The organism is Kineosporia corallincola (assembly GCF_018499875.1).
Classification (GTDB): domain Bacteria; phylum Actinomycetota; class Actinomycetes; order Actinomycetales; family Kineosporiaceae; genus Kineosporia; species Kineosporia corallincola.
The window spans coordinates 36,383-55,853 of record NZ_JAHBAY010000005.1 but is presented as its reverse complement, the minus strand read 5'-3'; the positions used below and the strand labels follow the sequence as shown (position 1 = coordinate 55,853).

General features: G+C 69.9%; 19 protein-coding genes and 1 pseudogene. 10 read left to right on the top strand and 10 right to left on the bottom strand.

The window, feature by feature from the left end:
* Positions 1-92 precede the first annotated feature (92 nt).
* Positions 93-827, top strand: a pseudogene (locus tag KIH74_RS39185) (SDR family NAD(P)-dependent oxidoreductase).
* Positions 828-853: 26 nt separating this feature from the next.
* Here KIH74_RS39185 and KIH74_RS13100 read toward each other — a convergent pair.
* Positions 854-1,870 (bottom strand): helix-turn-helix domain-containing protein, encoded by a 1,017-nt coding sequence (locus tag KIH74_RS13100; RefSeq protein ID WP_214156170.1) that lies wholly within the window; start codon positions 1,868-1,870, stop codon positions 854-856.
* Positions 1,871-1,905: 35 nt separating this feature from the next.
* Between KIH74_RS13100 and budC the strand changes: the two genes are divergently transcribed.
* Positions 1,906-2,694 (top strand): meso-2,3-butanediol dehydrogenase, encoded by a 789-nt coding sequence (gene budC, locus KIH74_RS13095; protein ID WP_214156169.1) that lies wholly within the window; start codon positions 1,906-1,908, stop codon positions 2,692-2,694.
* 79 nt (positions 2,695-2,773) lie between these two features.
* Positions 2,774-3,301 (top strand): GNAT family N-acetyltransferase, encoded by a 528-nt coding sequence (locus KIH74_RS13090; RefSeq protein WP_214156168.1) that lies wholly within the window; start codon positions 2,774-2,776, stop codon positions 3,299-3,301.
* A 311-nt stretch (positions 3,302-3,612) separates the two neighbouring features.
* Here the strand turns inward: KIH74_RS13090 and KIH74_RS13085 are convergent, their stop codons facing one another.
* Together KIH74_RS13085 and KIH74_RS13080 are read right to left on the bottom strand one after the other, a co-directional pair.
* Positions 3,613-4,302 (bottom strand): SDR family oxidoreductase, encoded by a 690-nt coding sequence (locus KIH74_RS13085; protein WP_214156167.1) that lies wholly within the window; start codon positions 4,300-4,302, stop codon positions 3,613-3,615.
* Positions 4,303-4,369: 67 nt separating this feature from the next.
* A complete protein-coding gene (locus KIH74_RS13080; RefSeq protein WP_214156166.1) occupies positions 4,370-4,672 on the bottom strand; it encodes a hypothetical protein in 303 nt (100 codons plus the stop codon).
* 251 nt (positions 4,673-4,923) lie between these two features.
* Between KIH74_RS13080 and KIH74_RS13075 the strand changes: the two genes are divergently transcribed.
* Positions 4,924-6,582, top strand: a complete 1,659-nt coding sequence (locus KIH74_RS13075) for a methyl-accepting chemotaxis protein (protein WP_214156165.1) — start codon at positions 4,924-4,926, stop codon at positions 6,580-6,582.
* Positions 6,583-6,711: 129 nt separating this feature from the next.
* A complete protein-coding gene (locus tag KIH74_RS13070; RefSeq protein ID WP_214156164.1) occupies positions 6,712-7,425 on the top strand; it encodes an SDR family NAD(P)-dependent oxidoreductase in 714 nt (237 codons plus the stop codon).
* Here KIH74_RS13070 and KIH74_RS13065 read toward each other — a convergent pair.
* Positions 7,410-8,315, bottom strand: coding sequence for a helix-turn-helix domain-containing protein (locus KIH74_RS13065; RefSeq protein ID WP_214156163.1), 906 nt, complete (start codon positions 8,313-8,315; stop codon positions 7,410-7,412). The genes KIH74_RS13070 and KIH74_RS13065 overlap by 16 nt on opposite strands.
* Positions 8,316-8,425: 110 nt before the next feature.
* Here KIH74_RS13065 and KIH74_RS37665 point away from each other — a divergent pair, with 110 nt between their 5' ends.
* On the top strand, positions 8,426-8,560 hold the full coding sequence (locus KIH74_RS37665; protein WP_281417858.1) for a hypothetical protein: 135 nt from the start codon (positions 8,426-8,428) through the stop codon (positions 8,558-8,560).
* Positions 8,561-9,062: 502 nt separating this feature from the next.
* Here the strand turns inward: KIH74_RS37665 and KIH74_RS13060 are convergent.
* Together KIH74_RS13060 and KIH74_RS13055 are read right to left on the bottom strand one after the other, a co-directional pair.
* The gene (locus KIH74_RS13060; protein ID WP_214156162.1) at positions 9,063-9,731 is read right to left on the bottom strand and encodes a DUF5825 family protein; all 669 of its coding nucleotides are present in this window, start codon (positions 9,729-9,731) and stop codon (positions 9,063-9,065) included.
* Positions 9,732-9,846: 115 nt separating this feature from the next.
* The gene (locus KIH74_RS13055; protein ID WP_214156161.1) at positions 9,847-11,763 is read right to left on the bottom strand and encodes a RiPP maturation radical SAM C-methyltransferase; all 1,917 of its coding nucleotides are present in this window, start codon (positions 11,761-11,763) and stop codon (positions 9,847-9,849) included.
* Positions 11,764-12,008: 245 nt separating this feature from the next.
* Between KIH74_RS13055 and KIH74_RS13050 the strand changes: the two genes are divergently transcribed.
* The gene (locus tag KIH74_RS13050) at positions 12,009-12,560 is read left to right on the top strand and encodes a GNAT family N-acetyltransferase (protein WP_214156160.1); all 552 of its coding nucleotides are present in this window, start codon (positions 12,009-12,011) and stop codon (positions 12,558-12,560) included.
* A gap of 37 nt (positions 12,561-12,597) precedes the next feature.
* Here the strand turns inward: KIH74_RS13050 and KIH74_RS13045 are convergent, their stop codons facing one another.
* Complete coding sequence (locus KIH74_RS13045; RefSeq protein ID WP_214156159.1) at positions 12,598-14,418, bottom strand: DUF6924 domain-containing protein; 1,821 nt, start codon at positions 14,416-14,418, stop codon at positions 12,598-12,600.
* Positions 14,419-15,068: 650 nt separating this feature from the next.
* Here KIH74_RS13045 and KIH74_RS13040 point away from each other — a divergent pair.
* Together KIH74_RS13040 and KIH74_RS13035 are read left to right on the top strand one after the other, a co-directional pair.
* Positions 15,069-15,527 carry a hypothetical protein gene (locus KIH74_RS13040; RefSeq protein ID WP_214156158.1) on the top strand — a complete coding sequence of 153 codons (459 nt, stop codon included), beginning with the start codon at positions 15,069-15,071 and terminating at the stop codon, positions 15,525-15,527.
* 107 nt (positions 15,528-15,634) lie between these two features.
* Positions 15,635-16,207, top strand: coding sequence for a hypothetical protein (locus KIH74_RS13035; RefSeq protein WP_214156157.1), 573 nt, complete (start codon positions 15,635-15,637; stop codon positions 16,205-16,207).
* A gap of 51 nt (positions 16,208-16,258) precedes the next feature.
* Here KIH74_RS13035 and KIH74_RS13030 read toward each other — a convergent pair whose 3' ends face one another.
* The gene (locus KIH74_RS13030; protein WP_214156156.1) at positions 16,259-17,056 is read right to left on the bottom strand and encodes an SDR family oxidoreductase; all 798 of its coding nucleotides are present in this window, start codon (positions 17,054-17,056) and stop codon (positions 16,259-16,261) included.
* A 275-nt stretch (positions 17,057-17,331) separates the two neighbouring features.
* Positions 17,332-18,045 (bottom strand): TetR/AcrR family transcriptional regulator C-terminal domain-containing protein, encoded by a 714-nt coding sequence (locus tag KIH74_RS13025; RefSeq protein ID WP_214156155.1) that lies wholly within the window; start codon positions 18,043-18,045, stop codon positions 17,332-17,334.
* A 53-nt stretch (positions 18,046-18,098) separates the two neighbouring features.
* Between KIH74_RS13025 and KIH74_RS13020 the strand changes: the two genes are divergently transcribed.
* Positions 18,099-19,247: an FAD-dependent oxidoreductase gene (locus KIH74_RS13020; protein ID WP_214156154.1), complete on the top strand. Its 1,149-nt coding sequence runs from the start codon at positions 18,099-18,101 to the stop codon at positions 19,245-19,247.
* Here the strand turns inward: KIH74_RS13020 and KIH74_RS13015 are convergent.
* Positions 19,217-19,393 (bottom strand): hypothetical protein, encoded by a 177-nt coding sequence (locus KIH74_RS13015; RefSeq protein WP_214156153.1) that lies wholly within the window; start codon positions 19,391-19,393, stop codon positions 19,217-19,219. The genes KIH74_RS13020 and KIH74_RS13015 overlap by 31 nt on opposite strands.
* Positions 19,394-19,471: the final 78 nt, after the last annotated feature.

Sequence of the window (19,471 nt, the reverse complement as noted above, 5' to 3'; positions counted from 1 at the left end):
CAGTAGCTGCCCGGCGCGATCACCCCTCTCCGGTCGGTAGCGTGGTGCACCGTTCACCACTGGTGCGACGCTCCCGACGGGAGAGGGCTCTGATGGCCAGGTTTGAGGGTAAGCACGTGCTGGTGACCGGGGCAGCAGCGGCATCGGGCTGGCCGGGGCACAGCGGATCGTGGACGAGGGCGGCCGGGTCACGCCGACCGGCACCGATCCGGCGCGGCTGGTGGCGGTGGCCGGGAAGCTTTCGCAGGCAAGGGTTCTGAGCAACGACGCGGCGGACCCGGGAGCGGTGGACGCCCTGGTGCAGGCCGTGGCCGGGCAGGAACTGCACGGGTTGTGGCTGAACGCCGGGTACGCGGCGGTCGGCCCGCTGGAAGAGGTCGGCGCCGAGGGCTTCGACGCGATGATGGCGGTCAACCTGCGGGCCCCGGCGTTGCAGCTGGCCCGGTTGTCGTCGCACCTGGCCGAGGGCGCCTCGGTGGTGATCACCTCCTCGACCTCCGCCTACGAGGGGGGCACCGATGACGAGCCTGTACGCCGCAGCGAAGGCGGCACTGGTGTCGGCCGCCCGGGGCTGGGCCGCCGAGCTCGCACCGCGGAAGATCCGCGTGAACGTCCTGGTTCCGGGGGCCACGGAGACCAACTTCCGCGACTTCATGAGCCAGGAGCAGCGTTCGGGCTTCGAGTCGGCTCTGCTGGAGCAGGTTCCGCTCGGCCGCGCCGGATCCGCCGAGGAGGTCGCGGCGGTGGGAGTGTTCCTGCTGTCGGACGACGCCTCGTACGTGACCGGCGCGCAGTTCGTCGTGGACGGCGGGCTGCTACGGCGGTGAGCCCTCGCGCCCCGGGGACCATGGCGTCACCGGGCGCGGAGTTCCCGCTGCTGGCGGAGATACTCGGTGGGGGTGAGGGCATAGCGGGCCCTGAACGCCCGGCTGAAGTGACTCGCGTCGGCGAACTGCCAGTGCGCGGCCACGTCGGCGATGCTCCAGCCCGGCGCCGCCGTGAGCAGGGCGGCCCGCGCCGCCTCCAGCCGCTGCTCACGCAGGTGACCCGTGACCGACTCGCCCTGAGCCGAGAAGGCGCGCTGAAGCGTCCGTAAAGAAACCCGCAGCTCGCGGGCCAGCCCGGCCGCGGACAGGTCCGGATCGCTCAGCCGGGCGGCGGCCAGGTCCTTCGCGGCCTGGGCCAGGGGAGAGGCGAGAAGAGGCTCCTGATCGTCGAACCGCCGCCCGGCCACGGCCCGCGCGAGCTCGAGCAGCGTGCCGCGCGCCGCCTCGACCCCGGCCGGGCCGAGGCCGGACAGGGTGCGGCGCACCATCCGGGCGTGCGCCACCAGCAGCCGCAGCTCGGCGGTACCGGCCGGCCCGGTCACCGTGCGCTCGCGCATCAGCGTGCGGGGCAGCACGAACACCTGCGCGACGGTGCGCGGCGGGGTAGCGAAATGGGTCAGGCGGCCGACATGCCGCAGCATGAAACCCCCCGCTGAAACCGTGGTCTCGTTGTCGGTGCGGGAGTTGCCCAGGGCCCACTGCCCCCGCCGGACAATCCACAGGCGCACGACGTCCTCCCCGGCCACAGGCGTCCCCGCGGTGCGGAACGCGGAGTCGGCGGCGAAATCGACGACCAGGGTGTCACTCAGCCGCGTGGCCTGGAAACGCCCCCGCAGCCCGGCCCGGGTGCCGGCGCTGAACGCCGGCAAGGGCACGGACTCACCAGTGAGATCCCGCCAGCGACGCGTCATCTCGCCGAAGCCGGCGCCCGGCTCGCGGGTGTCGAGGGCCTGGGTTCCCGAGGTGCCGACCGCCGTGGTGCCCGCCGTGGTGCCGCTCATCGTGTCGCAGTTCTTCCAGCCGGGGACGTCGCGCTCGTTCAAGACCCGACCCTAGCCGACCTCCTACGGTCGGCAGCGTGACAGAAACGAACGAGACCACCGCCCGCCGCGTCGTCGTGATCACCGGCGCCGGAGGCGGTCTGGGCGCCCCGATCGCCCACCGCTTCGCCGCCGACGGCTGCACCACCGTGCTCCTGGGCCGCACCGAACAGACCCTGCGCGAAGCGATCGCCCGCGGCCCGCAGGGCGCGGACATGCACCCGTGGGTCGGTGACGTGTCAGACCTGGAGGCCATCACCGGGGTGATGAACGCGATCGCGCAGCGCTTCGGCCGCCTCGACGTCCTCGTCAACAATGCCGGCCTGGCCCTGCCCGGCACGGTCGAGGCCACCGACCTGGCCACCTACCGGGCCATGATGAGCGTGAACGTGGACGGCGTCTTCTTCGCCTCCCGCGCCGCGCTGCCGCACCTGCGCAACACCCGGGGCAACATCGTGAACATCGGCTCGATCGGCGGGATCCGCGCCGACTGGCAACAGGCGGCCTACAACGCCGGCAAGGGCGCGGTGGCCAACCTGACCAACGCGATGGCCCTCGACCACGGACACGAGGTCCGGGTCAACGCGGTGCACCCGAACACCACCTGGAGCCACGACTACATCCGCCAGGCACTCGCGGAGGGCAGCCCGCTGCGGGCGCGGTTCGACGACCGTGTACCGATGCGCCGGCCCGGCCATCCGCACGAGATCGCCGCCGTGGTGGCGTTTCTCGCCGGCCCGGAGGCCAGCTACGTCAACGGCGCCCAGGTGCCCGTCGACGGCGGCCTGACCGCCTCGAACGGGCAGGCGGACCCGTACCGGGTGTAGAACAGCACATCTTCCCGCCAATTGGCCTTCAGCTCGGACATCGGAAGCCTGGGGAACGACGGCCGTTAGGCTGCGTGTCATGGTTGACGGGAAGACAGGCATCCGTTTGGTCGACGTTTCGGACGCCGAGGTCTTGGCTGCTCATCTGGCGCGTGACCGGGCGTCGTTCGCCCGCTGGGAGCCGGCGCAGCCCGACGAATACTTTACTGTGGCAGGGCAGTCCGCGCGGATCAGGCGTCTTCTTGAGCAGTACGAGCAGGGACGCACGTGGCCTGGTGTGGTCCTGGCCGACGGTGTCGTGGTCGGTCAGGCCACGGTGGGCACGGTGATCGGTGGCCCGTTCCGGAAGGGCTCGGTGGGCTATTGGATCGGGAGCCCGCATCAGAACCGGGGGCATGCGCGGCGGGCGAGTGCCTTGCTGCTGGAGCGGATGTCCGGTGATCTGGGGCTGCATCGTGCCGAAGCGAGTACGCAGCTGGAGAATCTTGCTTCGCAGCGGGTGCTGAGGGCTGTGGGGTTCTCCCCGTACGGGATCGCGCACGATCACATCTTCCTGAACGGTGCCTGGCGGGACAGCCTGCTGTGGGAACTGACGCTGGGTGACTGACCAGCGCGGGCGCGCTCAATCGCCGACGCTGCGCTGAGGAGCGTGATGCGCTGTCCCGCAATGACTGTCGTGTCCATTCCCTTCAGGAATCGGATGTCGTCGGCGTCCACATAGATGTTGACCAACCGCCGGCACCGGCACATCACCGGCAGCTCCCGAGGAATCGGTATTCGCCTGGTCCGCTCTTGTGATGCTGACCACGCACCAGCACCGACCGATTGGCTGGTCGAGGCCGTCCAGAGATGGCTTACCGCCCTGACCGACCGAAGCCGGTCTCTGCTGAGCCTGGCGACGCTGGCCAGAACGCCACGTTAGAAGTTCACAGGCCGATCGCAGATTTCGGGCCCATGTACGAACCAGCCTGCGGCCAGCCGGCCAAGCAGCCCGCCACCGTCCGCGGCCAGCTCAGCCCCAGTGTTGAAGGTCGCCTCGAACCCCAGGTACAGCACGGCCCGGACCACCTCGTCCTCGGTGCCGAAGCGCTTCATCAGGTTCTCCTCCCGCATCGAGGCCATCAGCTGGTCCGCGAGCTCGGTGGGCATGGAACGGTGCAGGATGCCGGTGTCGATGGGGCCGGGGCTGACCGCGTTGACCCGGATGCCCAGGGGCATCAGGTCGGTCGCCAGCGTGCGGGCCATCGAGCGCAGCGCCGCCTTGCTGGCCGAGTACACGCTCATCATCGGCATGCCCATCCGGTTCGCCGCGGAGGTCGTCAGCACCACGCTGCTCCCGGCAGGCATCAGCGGGACCAGGCTCTGCACGGTGAAATACGGGCCTTTGGCGTTGATCGCGAAGACCTCGTCGAACCGGGACTCGGTGACCTGGGTGAACGGCTCGCTCGCTCCGGTGATCCCGGCGTTGGCGAACAGCAGGTCCAGGAAGCCGAACCCGGAGCGGACCAGCTCCGCGAGCGCGGCCCGGTCGTCGGGGGAGGAGGTGTCGCTGGCCACCACGAGGGCGCGTTCGCCCACCCCCCGTGTGCCGGGTCGGCGCTCGCCCACACCGGAAGCATGATCCCGCCGGTGCCCCTCCGGTGGACGGCGCTCGCCCGCCCACCAGAGGCATCTCTCACGCGGGCCGGATACGGCCCCGGTAATGGCGCAGGAGACGCCGCGTCTCGCGACGGTCCCGGTGGTTGGCCTCGGCCGCCCAGCGGGTCGCCTCGGCCCCGCAGCTGTCCAGGCGGACCCCGTACAGCTCGGGCCCGAACGTCCAGTAGCAGGTGCCGTGGGCGCTGCGGGTGCTCGCGGGCGTCACCTCACCGGGCAGCGTGCAGGGCCCGGAGCGGTGGTCGTGATGTGCCTGGCTGGTCCGCAGCGGGGTGTCGGCCAGCCGCACCCAGTAGGGGCGGTGTTTGTCGGTTCTGCTCATTCCGGTCACCTTTCGGTTCCGCGAGGCCCCGGACGGGGCCGTCGCTAGACCGGGTGCATGGCGATCATGACAATCTCCTTCCCGGGACGCGCGGCGTCGTCAGCACATCAAGGTTCCGGCGCCCGCGCATCGGGGACGTCCCTGATCCCGCCCGCCTCCCGGGCCGGGTCCATGACGCGCGACACGTCGCCCAGAGCTTCAACGGCGGCCGGATCTGCCGAGAAGAAGACTCCCGACCGTCAGGAGTTTAGGTGTCGCTCGCCCCGAACGTCGCTGCCCGTTCCGCGTCATCGTCCCCCGCACCCCGGGCGGGATGGCTGAGGGACCGCAGTGTCAAGGCCAAGATCCTGGCCCCGATCCTGGTGATGGCGCTGGTCGCCGTGGGGGTCGGCGCCACCTCGCTCCAGCGGCTGAGCACGATGAACACCCGGATCCACGCCCTCCAGGAACAGCGGATGGCCGGCGTCGAGGCACTGAACGAGCTCAACCATCAGCTCAGCCAGATGTACCGGGCCCAGTTCCTCTACGAGGTGACGGGCGCGCAGGGCGACCAGAAGTCGGCGAAGGCCACCTGGCTGCCGACGGCCGAGGCCGCCGACACCGCGCTGGACGCAGCGCTGGCGAAGTACGAGAAGGTCGCCGGCACCGGCGGCGGGCGGGACGCACAGATCGAGCAGGTCGCCACGGCCGCGCAGACCTACCGGACGTTGCGTGACGTGATCATCTTCGGGGAGGCCCCGCCGGACGGGTTCGAGATGCCCGACGACCTGGGAACGGCCTTCGGTGACGCGGAGACCCAGCTGAACGAGGGCGTGGTGGCCCTGGCCACGCTGGAGACCACGGCCTCGCAGGCGGCCACGGCGGAGGCCGCCGCCGACTTCCGCAGCGCCCGGATCGCGGTCGTCGCCTCGCTGCTGATCGGGCTCCTGCTCGCCGCCGGCCTGGCTCTGTTCGTGCTGCGGCTGCTGCTGCGCCAGGTGCAGGCACTGTCCGGGTCGCTGGCCCGGCTGGCCGAGGGCGACCTGACCCAGGAGGCGGAGATCTCCTCGCGGGACGAGCTGGGCCGGATGGCCGCGATGGCGAACGAGGCGGTGCGGGCCTTCCGCGGCATGCTGTCCACCCTGGTCAGCGGGGCCGAGACGGTGTCCGGCAGTGCGGCCCAGCTGAGTGCGGTGACCAGCCGGATCGGGGAGGGGGCCCGGCTGGCCAACGAGCGGGCCGGGGTGGTCAGCTCGTCGTCCGAGGACGTGTCGGCGAACGTGCAGACGCTCGCGGCCGGCGCCGAGGAGATGGGCGCCTCGATCGGCGAGATCGCCCGCAACGCGCAGCTGGCGGCGGACGTGGCCGGCACGGCCGTGGCCCGGGCCCAGAGCACCAACGCGACCATCAGCAAGCTGGGGGAGTCCTCGGCCGAGATCGGCAACGTGGTGAAGGCGATCACCCAGATCGCCGAGCAGACCAACCTGCTGGCGCTGAACGCGACCATCGAGGCGGCCCGGGCGGGGGACGCCGGCAAGGGCTTCGCGGTGGTGGCCGAGGAGGTCAAGCAGCTGGCCCAGGAGACGGCGCGGGCCACCGAGGACATCGCGAACCGGGTCGAGGCGATCCAGGCCGACACCGGTGAGGCGGTGACCGCGATCAGCGAGATCGGCACCGTCATCGCGCAGATCAACGACTTCCAGACCACCATCGCCGCGGCCGTCGAGGAGCAGAGCGCCACCACCACGACGATGAGCCGCAGCGTCGGTGACGCCGCGCAGGGAGCGACCGGGATCGCCGGCAACATCGCCTCGGTCGCCGAGGCCACCCGCAGCACCACGGCGACCCTGACCGAGGCCGACGCCGCCGTCGAGCAGCTGGACCGGGTCGCGGCCGAGCTGCGCACGGCGGTGGGACGGTTCCGGCTCTGAGACTGTGGGCCGGGCCCAGGTCCCTGCCGGCTGGGCCCGGCACATCGCACCGGTCGATGGCGCGGATGTCCCGGGAATCTGACGCGGGTGTCCAAGCTCGTGCCGGGGTCGTGCTCCTAGCGTGGCGGTATGAGTGTTATTGCCATCGTCGGCGCGGGCTCCCTGATGGGCCGCGCCATCGCCAGGCGTTTCGCGGCAGGCGGTTTCGACGTCGCGCTGATCGCCCGTGACCCGGACGCGCTGAAGGCCGTCGCGGACGACATCCAGGGCGTGCGGGTAGGAATCTTCCCGGCCGACATCACCGATCGCCAGGCCCTGAGCCGGGCCCTGGCCCGGGCCGAGACCGAGCTCGGGCCGATCGAGGTGCTGGAGTTCTCGCCGACCCCGCGCCGGGCCGACCTCGCCGTCTCGCCGTTCACCGGCGCGGCGGAGACGACCGTCGAGACCCTGGCGCCGCACGTCGAGCTGCACCTGTACGGCAGCGTGGCGGCCGTGCAGCAGGTGCTGCCCGGCATGATCGAACGCGGGCGCGGCACCGTGCTGCTGACCGCCGGGGCCGTGTCCAGCCGGATGGTCGTGCCGGCCATCACCAACGTGAGCATCGCCGTCAGCGCGCTGCGGGCCTACGCGCTCAACCTGAACGCCGGTCTGGCCGGGACCGGTGTGCACGCGGCGCACGTGTCGATCGCCGCCAACATCGGCCAGGGACGGCCCGGTTCGGAACCGGACGTCATCGCCGAGGAGTACTGGAAGCTCCACGTCGACCGCGACCAGGCGGACTTCTACTACGAGGACCTCGCCGACGCCCCCGTGGTGATCTCGGACCGCTACACGAGCGACTGAGCGGTGGCCGGCTGATCGGCGGCTGACATGGCGGTGCTCGGTGTGTGGCCGTACCGGCGTTTGTAGACCCGGGTGAGGTGGCTGCTGTCGGCGAAGTGCCAGCGCGCGGCAGTCTGGGTGACGCTCAGGCCCGCCTCGAGGTCACGGCGGGCCCGCTCCAGCCGCTCCTCGCGCAGGTAGGAGGCGACACTCGTCCCGCTGTCGGCGAAGGCGCGTTGCAGCGTCCGCAGCGACACGCTGAACTCCCGCGCCAGCATCGCCGGGGTCAGGTCGCGGTCGGCGAGCCGCTCGCGGGCCAGCCGTTTCGCGGCCTCGGCCAGGGCGGGGGCCAACTGGGGCTCGGCGTCGTCGAAACCACCCCGGGGCACGGCCCGGGCGAGTTCCACCAGAGTGTCCCGCGCGGCCCGGCGCCCGGCGGGGCCGAGACCGCGATGGGCCAGGTGCAGCATCTCGGCGTGCGCGGTGACCAGACGGATTTCAGGCGTCGTGACCGGGCCGGCCGCCGGGCGCGGGTCGAAGGCGTCGGCGGGCATCGCCACGTGCAGGGAACTGGTGTTCGGTTGCGACACGAAGCGCTCGGCCGGTCCGTGATGCAGCAGGAACTGCCCGGCGGACACGGTGTAGGCACTGCCTCGCCGCGGGTCGTGCAGGGTCCAGCCGCCCGACCGCACGATCCACAGCCGCACCCGCCCGGCGGTGTCCTCGGGCATGTCCGTGGTCGTGATGCCCGGGGTGCCGCTGACCCGGCTGATGATGACGTCGTCGAGACGGGCGAGCGGGTCCGCGCCGTGCCATCCGCTGACGGTCGCCGGGGCGAAGGTCGGCAACCGGAAGTCCTTGCCGATCATCGCGTCCCACCGGCGCTGGAAGGCGGTGAACGAGGAGATCATGGCCTGACACGGTACTCCCGCGGATCAGGCGCGCCTCCGGGACGGCCACCCGCCCGTCCGGATCTGAAGGGCCGCCGGTCGGCCCGGCCGCCGGGGAACGGGGCGTCACCGTGACCGTGACCCGTGGCCCCGGGCCACGCACCCGCAGCACCACCGCGACCCCGGCCGAGGCCGACGTCGCGGTCGAGCAGCTGGACCGCGTGGCGGCCGAACTGCGGACGGCCGTGGGACGGTTCCGGCTCTGAGCCGAGAATCCGAGCGGACCGGATCAGCCGGGGTGTCCCAGCATGGCGGCGGTGTCGGCCGTGGTCTCGCGCAACGCCCGCAACTCCTCGGCCGGACCGTAGCAGTGGGCCCGTGATCCGCGAACGGCGCCCACTTGGCGAAGGCTTGCGATGACGCCCGGACCTGACCGCCTCGGGGCAGTGCTCCGGGCGCTGGGTGTCCAGACGGTCTGCCGGAGAAGTGGTTCAGAGAGCGAGCTTTGGCAGTCAGCTCTCTGAACCACTTCATCGGGCTACGCCCTCGTCTATCGGGCGGTCAGACCGTAATCGAAACCGAAGTGCGAGTCCTGGGTGGATGAGGAGACGAGTGACGTCGTCTGCAGAACCGCTGAGGGGGCGGCTTTGTCTTCGGTCCGGTCGGGGTGTTCGGGCAGCTTCGGCATGTGAACCTCCGGGGGAGCGGTGTAGGACTGATGACGACCATAGGCGACCAGTTGCACTTCATCAACGGGATCCGGTCGCTTCAGGGAGGGGCTGCCGGAAAGCGGCGCATTCGGTAGGGCAACCACACGACTCCGTTCGGTAGCCGAGCTGCCAGGCCGAGGTGGATCAGCTCGTCGATGACGGGGCCCGGATCTGCGGAGGTCTGAGCTGGCCGGTCCAGGTCAGGGCCGAAAATGCCGGTCAGCAGCAACAGATCGACAGTATGACGACGCCGGTCCTGCTCGTTCCGATCGTCGTTCACGAGAGCGAATCCAGGTCCACGACGCCAGGTCAGGGCTCCGTAACGCCAGGCCCGGCGCCAGTCATGTGAACGTTGCGGCGGCACCAGGTGCGTGAAGTGTTCCAGCAGAAGCGAATCGGCTGCCCCCGACCAACGCAGGGGTAACCCGTGCGAGAGCGCGGCCTTGGCCAGCTCGGTCCAGGCGACCGCGAGGGGGCCGCCGACCACGAGCTCCCTGGTGATCTCCAGGGCAGCAACCTGCGCGTGAGCCAGTACACCCACGACGGCCGGGATGCCGGCGTTCAAAGGCACGGTGGGTGTGCGAACGGTGATCGTGAGGCCGGCCGGGCCCACTCGGCCGAGCACACCGGCGATCCTGGCCAGGTCGGAGGCCCGGGAGTCGATGGTGATCTCGTCCGGCAACGGGCCTGGTAGGACAGCTGCGATGCGAGCGAGTTCGGCCAGCAAGGGCTCAGGTTCGGTGAACGGCAGAGCCGGCGCGACCACGCGCCCCGCGCCCCGCGCCCGTAGCAGACGGGGCGTGTGCGCGAGCGGGAGAGGGCGTCGTCGGTGCGGCGCCGCATCATCCGGTGGCGAAGGCATTAAGACTCTCCTCGTCGGCGGTCGGTGGGCCGATGTCCGACGCGCCGTTGCGACGGCGCGGATCGGCGGGAACCGCGAGGGCCACCCAGTTCTCCTGCCGCCGGAACACGTCGCGATACACCAGACCGGCTTCGAGCCAGTCGCCGAGAAGGACGGACAGTTCTTTCTCGGGTATGTCGCACCCGCCGGCCCGCAGGGCTGCCTTCAGACCCGGAAGACTGAGATGCCTTTCGAGAGTGCTGTAAACGATTGCCTCATCGTTCCTCAGCACGTGGTCGGCGGATGCCCAGCCGGCCCTCCGGTCCCTGATGGTCAGGCTGTCGCCGCAGGCCCGCAACGACAGGCTGGAGTGCTCGTAACCGGCTTTCCACTGATCCACGGCCGAATGCAGTTCCCTGGCCTGCGCCTCGCTGATACCCCGTGGCTGGTACTCGAAAATATAGGCCAGATCGACAAGTTCATCGTCCGGTAGGTCATAGACGAGCCGGTACCAGCCAAGGGCACGCCGTGGGTCGTCGATGCCCAGCTCAGGCCGGTCGAACAGCGGCGAAAAGCGTTCCAGGGAAAAGCGGATGGCATGACTGGGCGGGGGGAGATGGACCAGGGCGGGCATCTGCCGCACGACGTCGGCGTAGTCCTGGTGCCACTGCTCACCAGGGAAGCCGTACAGATAGTTCCAGCCCGGGAAGATGCCGTGCTGAAGGAACAACCGCAGGGCCCGCACCTGGGCGGCGCCGGTGGTGCCCTTGTCCATGAGCTCCAGCGGTCCGGAGGAGAGGTTCTCGATGCCGGGCTGCACCACGGTGACGCCGGGGGCGGACAGTGCGCGCATCTGCTCCGGTCTGAGATTGGACTTGACCTCGTAGAAGATTCTCAGGTCCCATCCCGCAGCGGAAACGCGGGGGAGTAAGGAGTCCAGGTATGCGGGATCGAGAATGTTGTCGGTGAAGGCGATGTCGAGCACCTGGTGCTCGTGTACTGCCTGCTCGATCTCGGCCCAGACACGCTCGGGCGGCTTGGACCGGTACTTCATGGCACCACCGTTGAGCCCGCAGAAGGTGCACTGGCGCTTCTCGCCCCACCAGCATCCGCGGGAGGACTCCAGTCGCTGATGGAGGCGGCCGACCCAGTTCCGGACGGGCGAGGTCTCCATGTCGGCGAAGTACGGTCGCAGATGCGGCACCGGAATCTGGTCGCCGGGGGTCAGAGAGGGCCGGTAGGGGTTCTCGACCGAGCGGCCGTCGCGGTCGCGCCAGCACAGACTGCTGACATCGGCCAGATCGCGCCGCCCCTCCAGCGCCTCCATCAGCTCGGTCACCGGCTGTTCACCCTCGCCGCGGACCACGTAGTCGAGGCAGGTGAAGTTTCGGTGCAGGGCCGCGCCCATGACGCCGTCACAGTTCGCGCCGCCCATCACTACCGGGAGAGCGGGCTGGCGGCGTTTCAGCTCGGTCGCCAGCGCGAGTGACGGTACGTTCTGCTCGAAGGTACTGGTCAGACCGACCAGATCAGGTTTCCCGGCCAGGACGCGGTCGGCTGCCTGCCGGATGTACTCCGGAACCAGGCGGTGCATGCCGGTGGCCTGGGCGACGGGGCCGTATTCCCTGTCGCGCAACCACCGCACATACGCGTCCTCATGCCGACCCGGCGACGACAGCGCTGAGCTGAATATCCACTCCCCGACACCATCTTCATAACCGGACAGACTCACCGTGATGTAGTCATCCGGAGTGATCCGGCCACCGCTGGCCGTCAGGAGATATTCGGGAAACCGGATGTTCTCGTACAGGTGGCTCACCTGGTGCCCGAGGTTGCTGAGCGTTCCGTCAAGCGTTGCCAGGGCCATGGACGGCCAGTCGAGTACGTGCCAGGGCATATTGACCAGCGTGATGCGCATGAGCTCCTCGTCCCATCTGCACTGAATCCTAAGCCCGCACATGCATGCCATCAATACCCTTCTGGGCGGATTCGGGTGCCCGTGAGAACGCGGCCCGGTGGCAGTCAGGTGAAGCAGGTAAGCGAGACGAGGGGATGGATGCACCGGAAAAGCGGGCACCTCGCTGCTCAGCGGGAGCGACGATGGCCGGCCACTTCGCGCCGACAGGGCATGGCCCAGTGAGAACAGGCTGTTAGCATCGCGCGATGCATCCGGTGACGCTCTCCGGCCCGGCCGTCCGGCTCCGGGAGTTCCGAATCGAGGACGCCGAGGCGGCGCACGCGTTTCTCGGGAGCGATGAGGTCACCCGGTGGCTGGCCTTCGACAGCCGCAGCAGGGCCGAGACGGTTCGCATGATCGCCGACATCGTCGAGATGGCAGTGGCCGAGCCGCGCGTGGAATACGCCCTGGCGGCCGAGGCCGACGGCGTCCTGATCGGCATGGGCCGGCTTTTCCTCGGGAGGGCGAAGTCGGCCAAGCTGTTCTGCGCTCTGCGCGCGGATCACTGGCATCTCGGTCACGGTACTGAAATTGGTCGGCTTCTAGTAAGTTTCGGATTCTCCAGCTTGGGGTTGCGCCGGGTTTCGGCCGCGATCGGCCCAAGCAACACGGCTTCGATGAAGGGCGCCGAGAAGCTCGGTATGACCTACGAGGGCCGGATCCGCGATCATGTCTTCACCAACGGTGAGTGGCGGGACTCCAATCTCTACTCGGTCCTGGCCCACGAGTGGGGCGCGTCGCGGCCGGGCCAGGCATGACGCGGCCCCACTCACCGGGCCCTTCCAGCGGCAGGGATCAGCTGTCCCGGTAGACCGGATCCGGCCCGTCGGGATCGGGGACGAACTCCTCCCAGTCCATGTTGGCGATCTCCAGGTTCGCGTGCACGGTCCAGACCGAGTCGGCGGCGACGCGGATGCTGCGGGGCGAGTTCTCGTCCGGCTCGTAGGTCTCGCTCGCGGCCGGGATGCTGGTACTGACCGTCAGCACCGGATGCCCCCGGCCGGTCATGGAGACGGAGTCGGCGATGTGCACGGCGGGAATCTGCTCCGGGTTCGGCACGGCCGCCATCACCTCGTCCAGGCTGGCCCCCTCCCAGGACCTGTCGTTCACCGGATGCTCCTCGGCGTCCCCGAAGGACTCATGGCCGGTCAGCTCCCGCAGCAGGGCGTCCCATTCCGCGTCGTCGGAGAAGTCGGTCCGCACCAGCAGGAAGTCCAGTTCCGGCAAGGGCGCTCGCCCGGGCGGAGTGAGCACCTGCGGCCCGCGGGGCGGCCGGGCCAGCGACGCCGCCACGAAGCCACCCAGCATCTCACCGTTCAGGTCGCCCACCTCGGGGCAGACCCCGGCCGCCCGGAACGTCAGCTCCAGGCCGGCCCACACGGCCAGCCAGTCGACGCTGCCCTGGAGGTACGTCGGCACGTCGACCCTCTGGGCGGCCTTCTCGACGTCCGGGCGGGTCACGCCCATGCGGATCCTCGGGTACGCCTGCCGCACGTGCGCGACGGTCCGGCCGTCGGCGTGCAGGGCCCACTCCTGCGGCCATCCCTCACGGAGGGCGTCGTAACTCTCGCGCGCGACCGTGGTCCCGGTCGAGAGCCGCTCGCCCGGGAGCCAGGGGGCTCCCGCCATCAGCAGGGTGTCGTCGCCGAGCGGCACGGCGGCCACCGGCACCTGTCCGTCCGGGCGCGACGCCTGCAGGCGCTGCCAGGTCGTCACCGAGACGTCCTGGACGTCCCAGCGGCGCAGCACCTCGTCCGGCCGGGTCTTCTTGACGACGGCGACCGTGTAGCCGTGATCGGGCGCCAGGGACATGAACCGCCGTTCCAGCACCGCCTGATGCGGTGGGTTCCGGACCAGCCGGTCACCGGGGTCCTGCCCGTACCGGACGTGCGCCGGCGTGGCCCACACCACGTCGCCATCGGCCTGCACCAGTTCGGCGCGGCGGCCCCACACCTGCAATTCCTCAGCCGGGCCGCCGAACTCGTGCAGCACCTCCTCGCCCGCCCGCAGGCGCAGAACTCCGTCCAGACCCAACTCAAGGGCGCTGCCGGGCCGGTCGTCAGCATGCGCCCAGTGATCCCCCTCGCCGGTAACGAAAAAACTGACCCCTCTCTCGGTGTGTGCCAGCACGCTCAGCCCGTCGGGGCTCACCAGGGACTGATGCCGGAGCGACTGCCCCCGGCGCAGCACCGACCCCCACCCGAATACGATCGGGGAGTGAGCCAGAGGCTCGACCGCGCCGGCGGTGCCGCTGCCCCACACCTTGCGGCCGTCCTCGTCGAGCAGCTCCAGCTCCCCGCTGTCCGTCAGCCGTAACACCACGCCACCGAGCCCGGCCGTGGCGGCCCGCCAGACGGGAAGCCGGGAGCGGTTCCTGACCACCAGGTCACCGTCCAGGCCTACGACGAAACTGCTGCTGTCACGAGGTCTGTCGTCCGGGACGGTCCACAGCACCGCACCTGAGGCATTGTCGTACAGCCGGGTCGCGGCGCCCCTGACGTTCTGGAAGGCGAAGCGCCCCGACCGTGAGCTGATGGACGTACCGTGCAGGTACTCACCGAGCCGCAACTCATCGGGTCGGTTCGGCGACGGAGACAGGTTTTCGGACGACCTCATGCATCCACTCACGGGGATGCCCGCCTGGTGGTTCAGGCGACGGCGGCTGTCCGTCCGTGAGCCGTCCGCCCCGGGACAGCGCGGTGAGCAGGCAGTACGGGACGCGAACAAGGACGAGTGGCCAGGCTGGTCAGGCGAGCGGAGAGCTCACCCACGCTCGACAACATCCAGAATCAGCGCAGTCCCGGACCGGCCGCCGAGCTTCCGCGACCCCGCGCGACCCGGCCGGCTCAATCGCCACCACGAGACCGGCATGTGGAAAGGGACCCGCTCGATCGCCCAGGACGACAGAGTGCGCTTCTGCGCTCGACGCGCCCGGTAGCCCGGGGTATCCCTGGCCGGCCGGGGACGGGCGATCAGCTGGCGCCTCCTGGGCGGCAGGATGACGCAAAGCCATTGCTGAGAGTCGGTATTCGTGAAGTGACTGCCCGGGACGACGATACCTTGGTGCTGCGGCACGGGTCGTCCCTGCGACGAACGAGCCGTGAGTCGCGGTCGTGCGGGGCTGGTCGGGGTTGACTCGACGGGCAGTCATGATGACCTCGCGGACACTCTGGTGGATCCGGCTCCACGGAACGTATACGTTGCTGGGCCTGAGTTCTGGGCCTGGAGCGACGGTCGGGCGGTCAAGGTGGCTGCAACCGGAGAGGATGAGCATGGTGGTCTGTGGTTACAACGACACGATGGGCGACGGGATCAGGCTCTTGTTCGAAGGCATGTATCAAGCCATCCTCACGAAGAGCGAGCAGGAGCGGTCCACGTTTCGAGACGTGCTGCGGCGTGAATTGTTTGGGATGCTCGATGTCAATCGGCAACTGAGCGTGGCGTCCTCTCCCGACCTGCAGATGCTCCTCGGCCTGAACGGGATGGTGCTTCCGCATTTCACGAGGCTTCTCGACGGTCCGGGACCTCACGTGCCGAAGGAAGAGTTCATGGCGGCGGTGGACGATTTCGTGACGATGCTGGCTGATGTCGAGGAGTACGGTTCGACCCTTCCGGCCTTCCACTTCACCCAGGGCAACGCTGTCGAGGAGCGGGCAGCGAAGATCGGGAAGTGGGCGCGGGATCACTACGCGCCCTCGGTCACTGATCCAATGTCCGGTCACTGAGGCAGAAGTCGCCCACCGGTGAGCTGGACTGCTGCCGGTCGTGTCTCGGCCGTACTCGTGAGGCACGTTCGCGCGGGCTGTCCGGCACGACTCAACGGGCAGACCTGATGGCGTTGAAGACGTTCTGCTGGATCGTGCCCGGAGGAACGTATACGTTGCAGGACAAAGATTCTGGGCCTGGGACGGTCGGGCCGGGCAGCCAGGCGCCTGAGACCGGAGGAGACAGCATGGTGGTCTGCGGTTACAACGACACGATGGGCGACGGGATCAGGTTGTTGTTCGAAGGCATGTATCAAGCCATCCTGGCCAAGAGCGTGCAGGAACGATCCACGTTCCGGGATGTCCTGTGCCGTGAGCTCATTGAGATCCCCAACGTCAATCGGCAGCTGAGCGTGGCGCCCTCTCTCGACCTCCAGATGTTCCTCGGCCTGAACGGGATGGCGCTGCCGCATTTCACCAGGCTCCTCGATACGCCGGGCCCCTATGTGACGAAGCAGGATTTCATGAGTGCCGTGGACGATTTCGTGACGATGCTGGCTGATGTCGAGGAATACGGTTCGACCCTTCCGGTCTCGCACTTCACCGAGCAGGACGCCGTTGCCGCGCGGGCATCGAAGATCGGGGAGTGGGCACGGGAGAACTACTCCTCCCCGGTGCCCGACTCCGAGCCGGGTCGCTGACAGGATCCTGATCGGGACGCTTACGGCATCACCGAGACCGGAGCGCTGCCGTCAGGCCTCACGCCAGTCGTCGCTGGTGAGGTGGGAACCGGCCTGCGGTCCCATGTTCAGCATGCCGCCGTCGACCGCCCAGGAGGCGCCGGTGACGTAGCTGGCGGCCGGTGAGGCGAGAAAGGTGACTACGGCTGCGATCTCACGGGCGTCGCCGGGACGTCCCAGGGGCACGCCGGGCCGCCGCACGGCGTGCGGGTCCTGGTCGGTCTGGCCGGTCATCGGCGTGGCGATCTCGCCCGGGGCCACGCTGTTGGCGGTGATGCCGTGCCGCCCCAGCTCCAGGGCGACGGTCTTGATCAGGCCGCCCAGACCGTGCTTGGCGGCGTCGTAGGCCGCCGCCCCGACCCGGGGCTGGGTCTCGTGCACGCTCGTGATCGCGATGATCCGACCCTGCCCGCCGTCGGCGACCATGCGCCGGGCCGCCCGCTGGATGCAGACGAAGGCCCCGTCCAGGTCGGTGGCCACGGTGCTGCGCCAGGTTTCGTAGTCCAGGTCGAGGAAGGGTTTGCCGTCACCGGTTCCGGCATTGTTGACGAAGACGTCGAGGCCGCCCAGCTGGTCCATGAGATCGTCGATCACCGCACCGCACCCGGGCAGGTCGCTGGTGTCCAGCTGGGCGGTCACGGCACGACGACCCAGGCCCTGGATCTCCTCGGCGGTGCGCCGGGCGCCGCCTTCGTCGGAGTGCCAGGTCAGCGCGACGTCCATGCCGGCGGCGGCCAGGGCCACGGCCACGGCGCGGCCGATTCCGGAATCGCCTGCGGTCACGATGGCGCGACGGGGTTCGAACGGCATGTTGTGGGTCCTTTCGGAGAACCGGCATCGGGGAGCCGGCCGCTGCTGGACCCGCGACACACCCCGGACGACGGGAGACGATCCAGTCGCTCACGGTCCGGCCTGTGCGGTCCGACCCTGGTGCAGGTCCGCGCTGTCCGCAATTTCACCCGCGGTCAGCAGCCTCAGCCCGGCGTCCAGATGATCTCTGGACCGGTGGTGTCCATCAGCAGTGAGCGGCAGGTGGCAGTGGGCTGGTCGCGGTGCACGGCGCGGCGCCAGGCGGCCGAACCACCTCACCCACGGCCGAGAGCGTCCAGGATCAGAGCGATCTCGGACTCGAATGCCTGCGTGGCGTCCGGGTCGGGAGCACGCACGATCCTCTCGATCATCGGCAGCCGCCCGGTGGCCAGCTGCCGGCCCAGGTAAGGGCCCAGCGTGACCTGCCACTGGTGGGTGTCCAGCCCGCTGTCCGCGCTCGCCCGCAGCTCGCCGATCTCCCGGCGCAGTGCGCCGAGCAGGTAGGAACTGAGTAGGCCCACGGCCACGCGCAGGGCCTGCGGCTCGCCGCGGCCGGGGGCCTGGGACAGGGCGGCCGCCGTCGCCTCGGACACCTCCAGCGTGTTCGGCCCGAGATACGGCCGGCCGCCCAGCAGATCGATCGCCCAGGGATGACGCAGTACCGCCCGGCGGGTGGCCCGGGCGACAGCCAGCGCTCGTTCCCTCCAGGGGTCGCTCGCCCGCGGCAGGTCCCGGGCCACCTCGGCGTAGACCTCGTCAATCATCAGGGCGAGCAGGTCGTCCTTACCGGCGACGTGGTTGTACAGGCGCATGGGGCGAATCCCCAGTGCGGTGGCCACATTGCGGATCGACACGGCGGTCAGGCCCTCGGCGTCGGCCAGCCGGACGGCGGCCTGCACCAGGTGGGCTCGGGGCAGGGGGGCGGCGGCCCGGCGCTCGTCGGGTTCGGGGCGTTCCCAGATGACGGGGGACGGCTGTTCCGGGCTCATGCGATACAGTGTATCGCGATACGCTGTATCGGTTGAATGATGAGAGGTGAACCATGCGCGTCACCATCGTCGGGGCCGGAGTCGCCGGTCTCGCGCTCGCCCGCATCCTGCACCTGCACGGCATCGAAACCCTACTGCTGGAAAGAGATTCCGCCCCGAACGCGCGATCCCAGGGCGGAACCCTCGACCTGCATCCGGAGTCCGGGCAGTACGCCCTGGAAGCGGCCGGGCTGATCGAGGACTTCCACGAGCTGTCGCGGCCGGAGGGGGAGGAGCACAAGATCTTCAGCCCGGCCGGCGAACTGCTCGTGCATCACGTGCCCGAGGTTCCCGGCGGGCGGCCCGAGATCGACCGCACCCACCTGCGCGACCTGCTCATCGGCTCGTTGCCGCCCGGCACGCTGCGCTGGGGCGCACGGGTGGTCGCCGCGAAAGAGACTCCTGGAGAAGGATTCCGGCTGGACCTGGCCGACGGAACCCAGACCACGTGCGACCTGCTGATCGGCGCCGACGGCGGCCGGTCGGTGCTGCGTCCGCTCCTGGTCGGGGCCGCCACCAGCTACCTGCGCTCGTACAGCTACATGGTCATCCCGGACATCGACCGCACCCGGCCGGATCTGGGCTGCCTGGTCGGCCAGGGCACCCTCTGGGCGCTCGGCGACAACCAGAACCTGGTCGCTCAGCGAGAGAGCACCGGTCAGGTACGGGTAGCCGCCAGCGTGCGCGACGCCCACCCCTGGCACCCGGCCGGCCGCGACGACGTGCTGGCCCGCTACGCCGACTGGTCGCCCACCCTGACCGCCCTGATCGAGGCCGCCGCGGAACCGGTGACGACGCTCGAGATCCGCAGCACCCCGGCCGACATGCGCTGGCCGTCGCACCCCGCCCTCACGCTGATCGGTGACGCCGCGCACCTGATGGCCCCGACCGGCGAGGGTGCCAACCAGGCCCTGCGTGATGCCGCCGACCTGGCCGCCGAGCTGGCCGCGAACCCGCACGACCAGGCCGGTGCCATCGCCCGCTTCGAGGCCCGCATGTGGAGACGGATCGGCCCGGTCGCCGAGTCCTGTGCCCGCCTGGAGCGCAGGCTCCTGTCGCCCACCGCGCTGGACGACATGGTGCGCTTTTTCACCCGTCCTGCCCAGACGTCCGAGGTCCAGGCGTCCGAGGCTCAGGCCCCCGACAGCCGGGCACACACCTGATCGGCCACCCGGCCGGCGTCCAGCCGCGACGTGTCCGGCACCAGATCCGGGGCGAAAGCCTGCCGCGGCAGCGAGTTCTGGTGCAACGAGAGCCCGGCCGGGTGCTCGTGCCGGCGCTGACGCCCGGCCAGCGGATCGTCGTCCACCCGCAGTTCGACGATCGCCGGCCAGCGTCGACTTCCCGACCGCCGACGGGCCGTCGAGCACGACGCACAGAGGGATCG

Bases quoted from the DNA above. Each gene is read 5' to 3' on its own strand.
- KIH74_RS13090 (WP_214156168.1), top strand. From the start codon at position 2,774: ATGGTTGACGGGAAGACAGGCATCCGTTTGGTCGACGTTTCGGACGCC.
- KIH74_RS13080 (WP_214156166.1), bottom strand. From the start codon at position 4,672: ATGAGCAGAACCGACAAACACCGCCCCTACTGGGTGCGGCTGGCCGAC.
- KIH74_RS13070 (WP_214156164.1), top strand. From the start codon at position 6,712: ATGAGTGTTATTGCCATCGTCGGCGCGGGCTCCCTGATGGGCCGCGCC.
- KIH74_RS13065 (WP_214156163.1), bottom strand. From the start codon at position 8,315: ATGATCTCCTCGTTCACCGCCTTCCAGCGCCGGTGGGACGCGATGATC.
- KIH74_RS13055 (WP_214156161.1), bottom strand. From the start codon at position 11,763: ATGCGCATCACGCTGGTCAATATGCCCTGGCACGTACTCGACTGGCCG.
- KIH74_RS13050 (WP_214156160.1), top strand. From the start codon at position 12,009: ATGCATCCGGTGACGCTCTCCGGCCCGGCCGTCCGGCTCCGGGAGTTC.
- KIH74_RS13045 (WP_214156159.1), bottom strand. From the start codon at position 14,418: ATGAGGTCGTCCGAAAACCTGTCTCCGTCGCCGAACCGACCCGATGAG.
- KIH74_RS13040 (WP_214156158.1), top strand. From the start codon at position 15,069: ATGAGCATGGTGGTCTGTGGTTACAACGACACGATGGGCGACGGGATC.
- KIH74_RS13035 (WP_214156157.1), top strand. From the start codon at position 15,635: ATGGCGTTGAAGACGTTCTGCTGGATCGTGCCCGGAGGAACGTATACG.
- KIH74_RS13030 (WP_214156156.1), bottom strand. From the start codon at position 17,056: ATGCCGTTCGAACCCCGTCGCGCCATCGTGACCGCAGGCGATTCCGGA.
- KIH74_RS13025 (WP_214156155.1), bottom strand. From the start codon at position 18,045: ATGAGCCCGGAACAGCCGTCCCCCGTCATCTGGGAACGCCCCGAACCC.
- KIH74_RS13020 (WP_214156154.1), top strand. From the start codon at position 18,099: ATGCGCGTCACCATCGTCGGGGCCGGAGTCGCCGGTCTCGCGCTCGCC.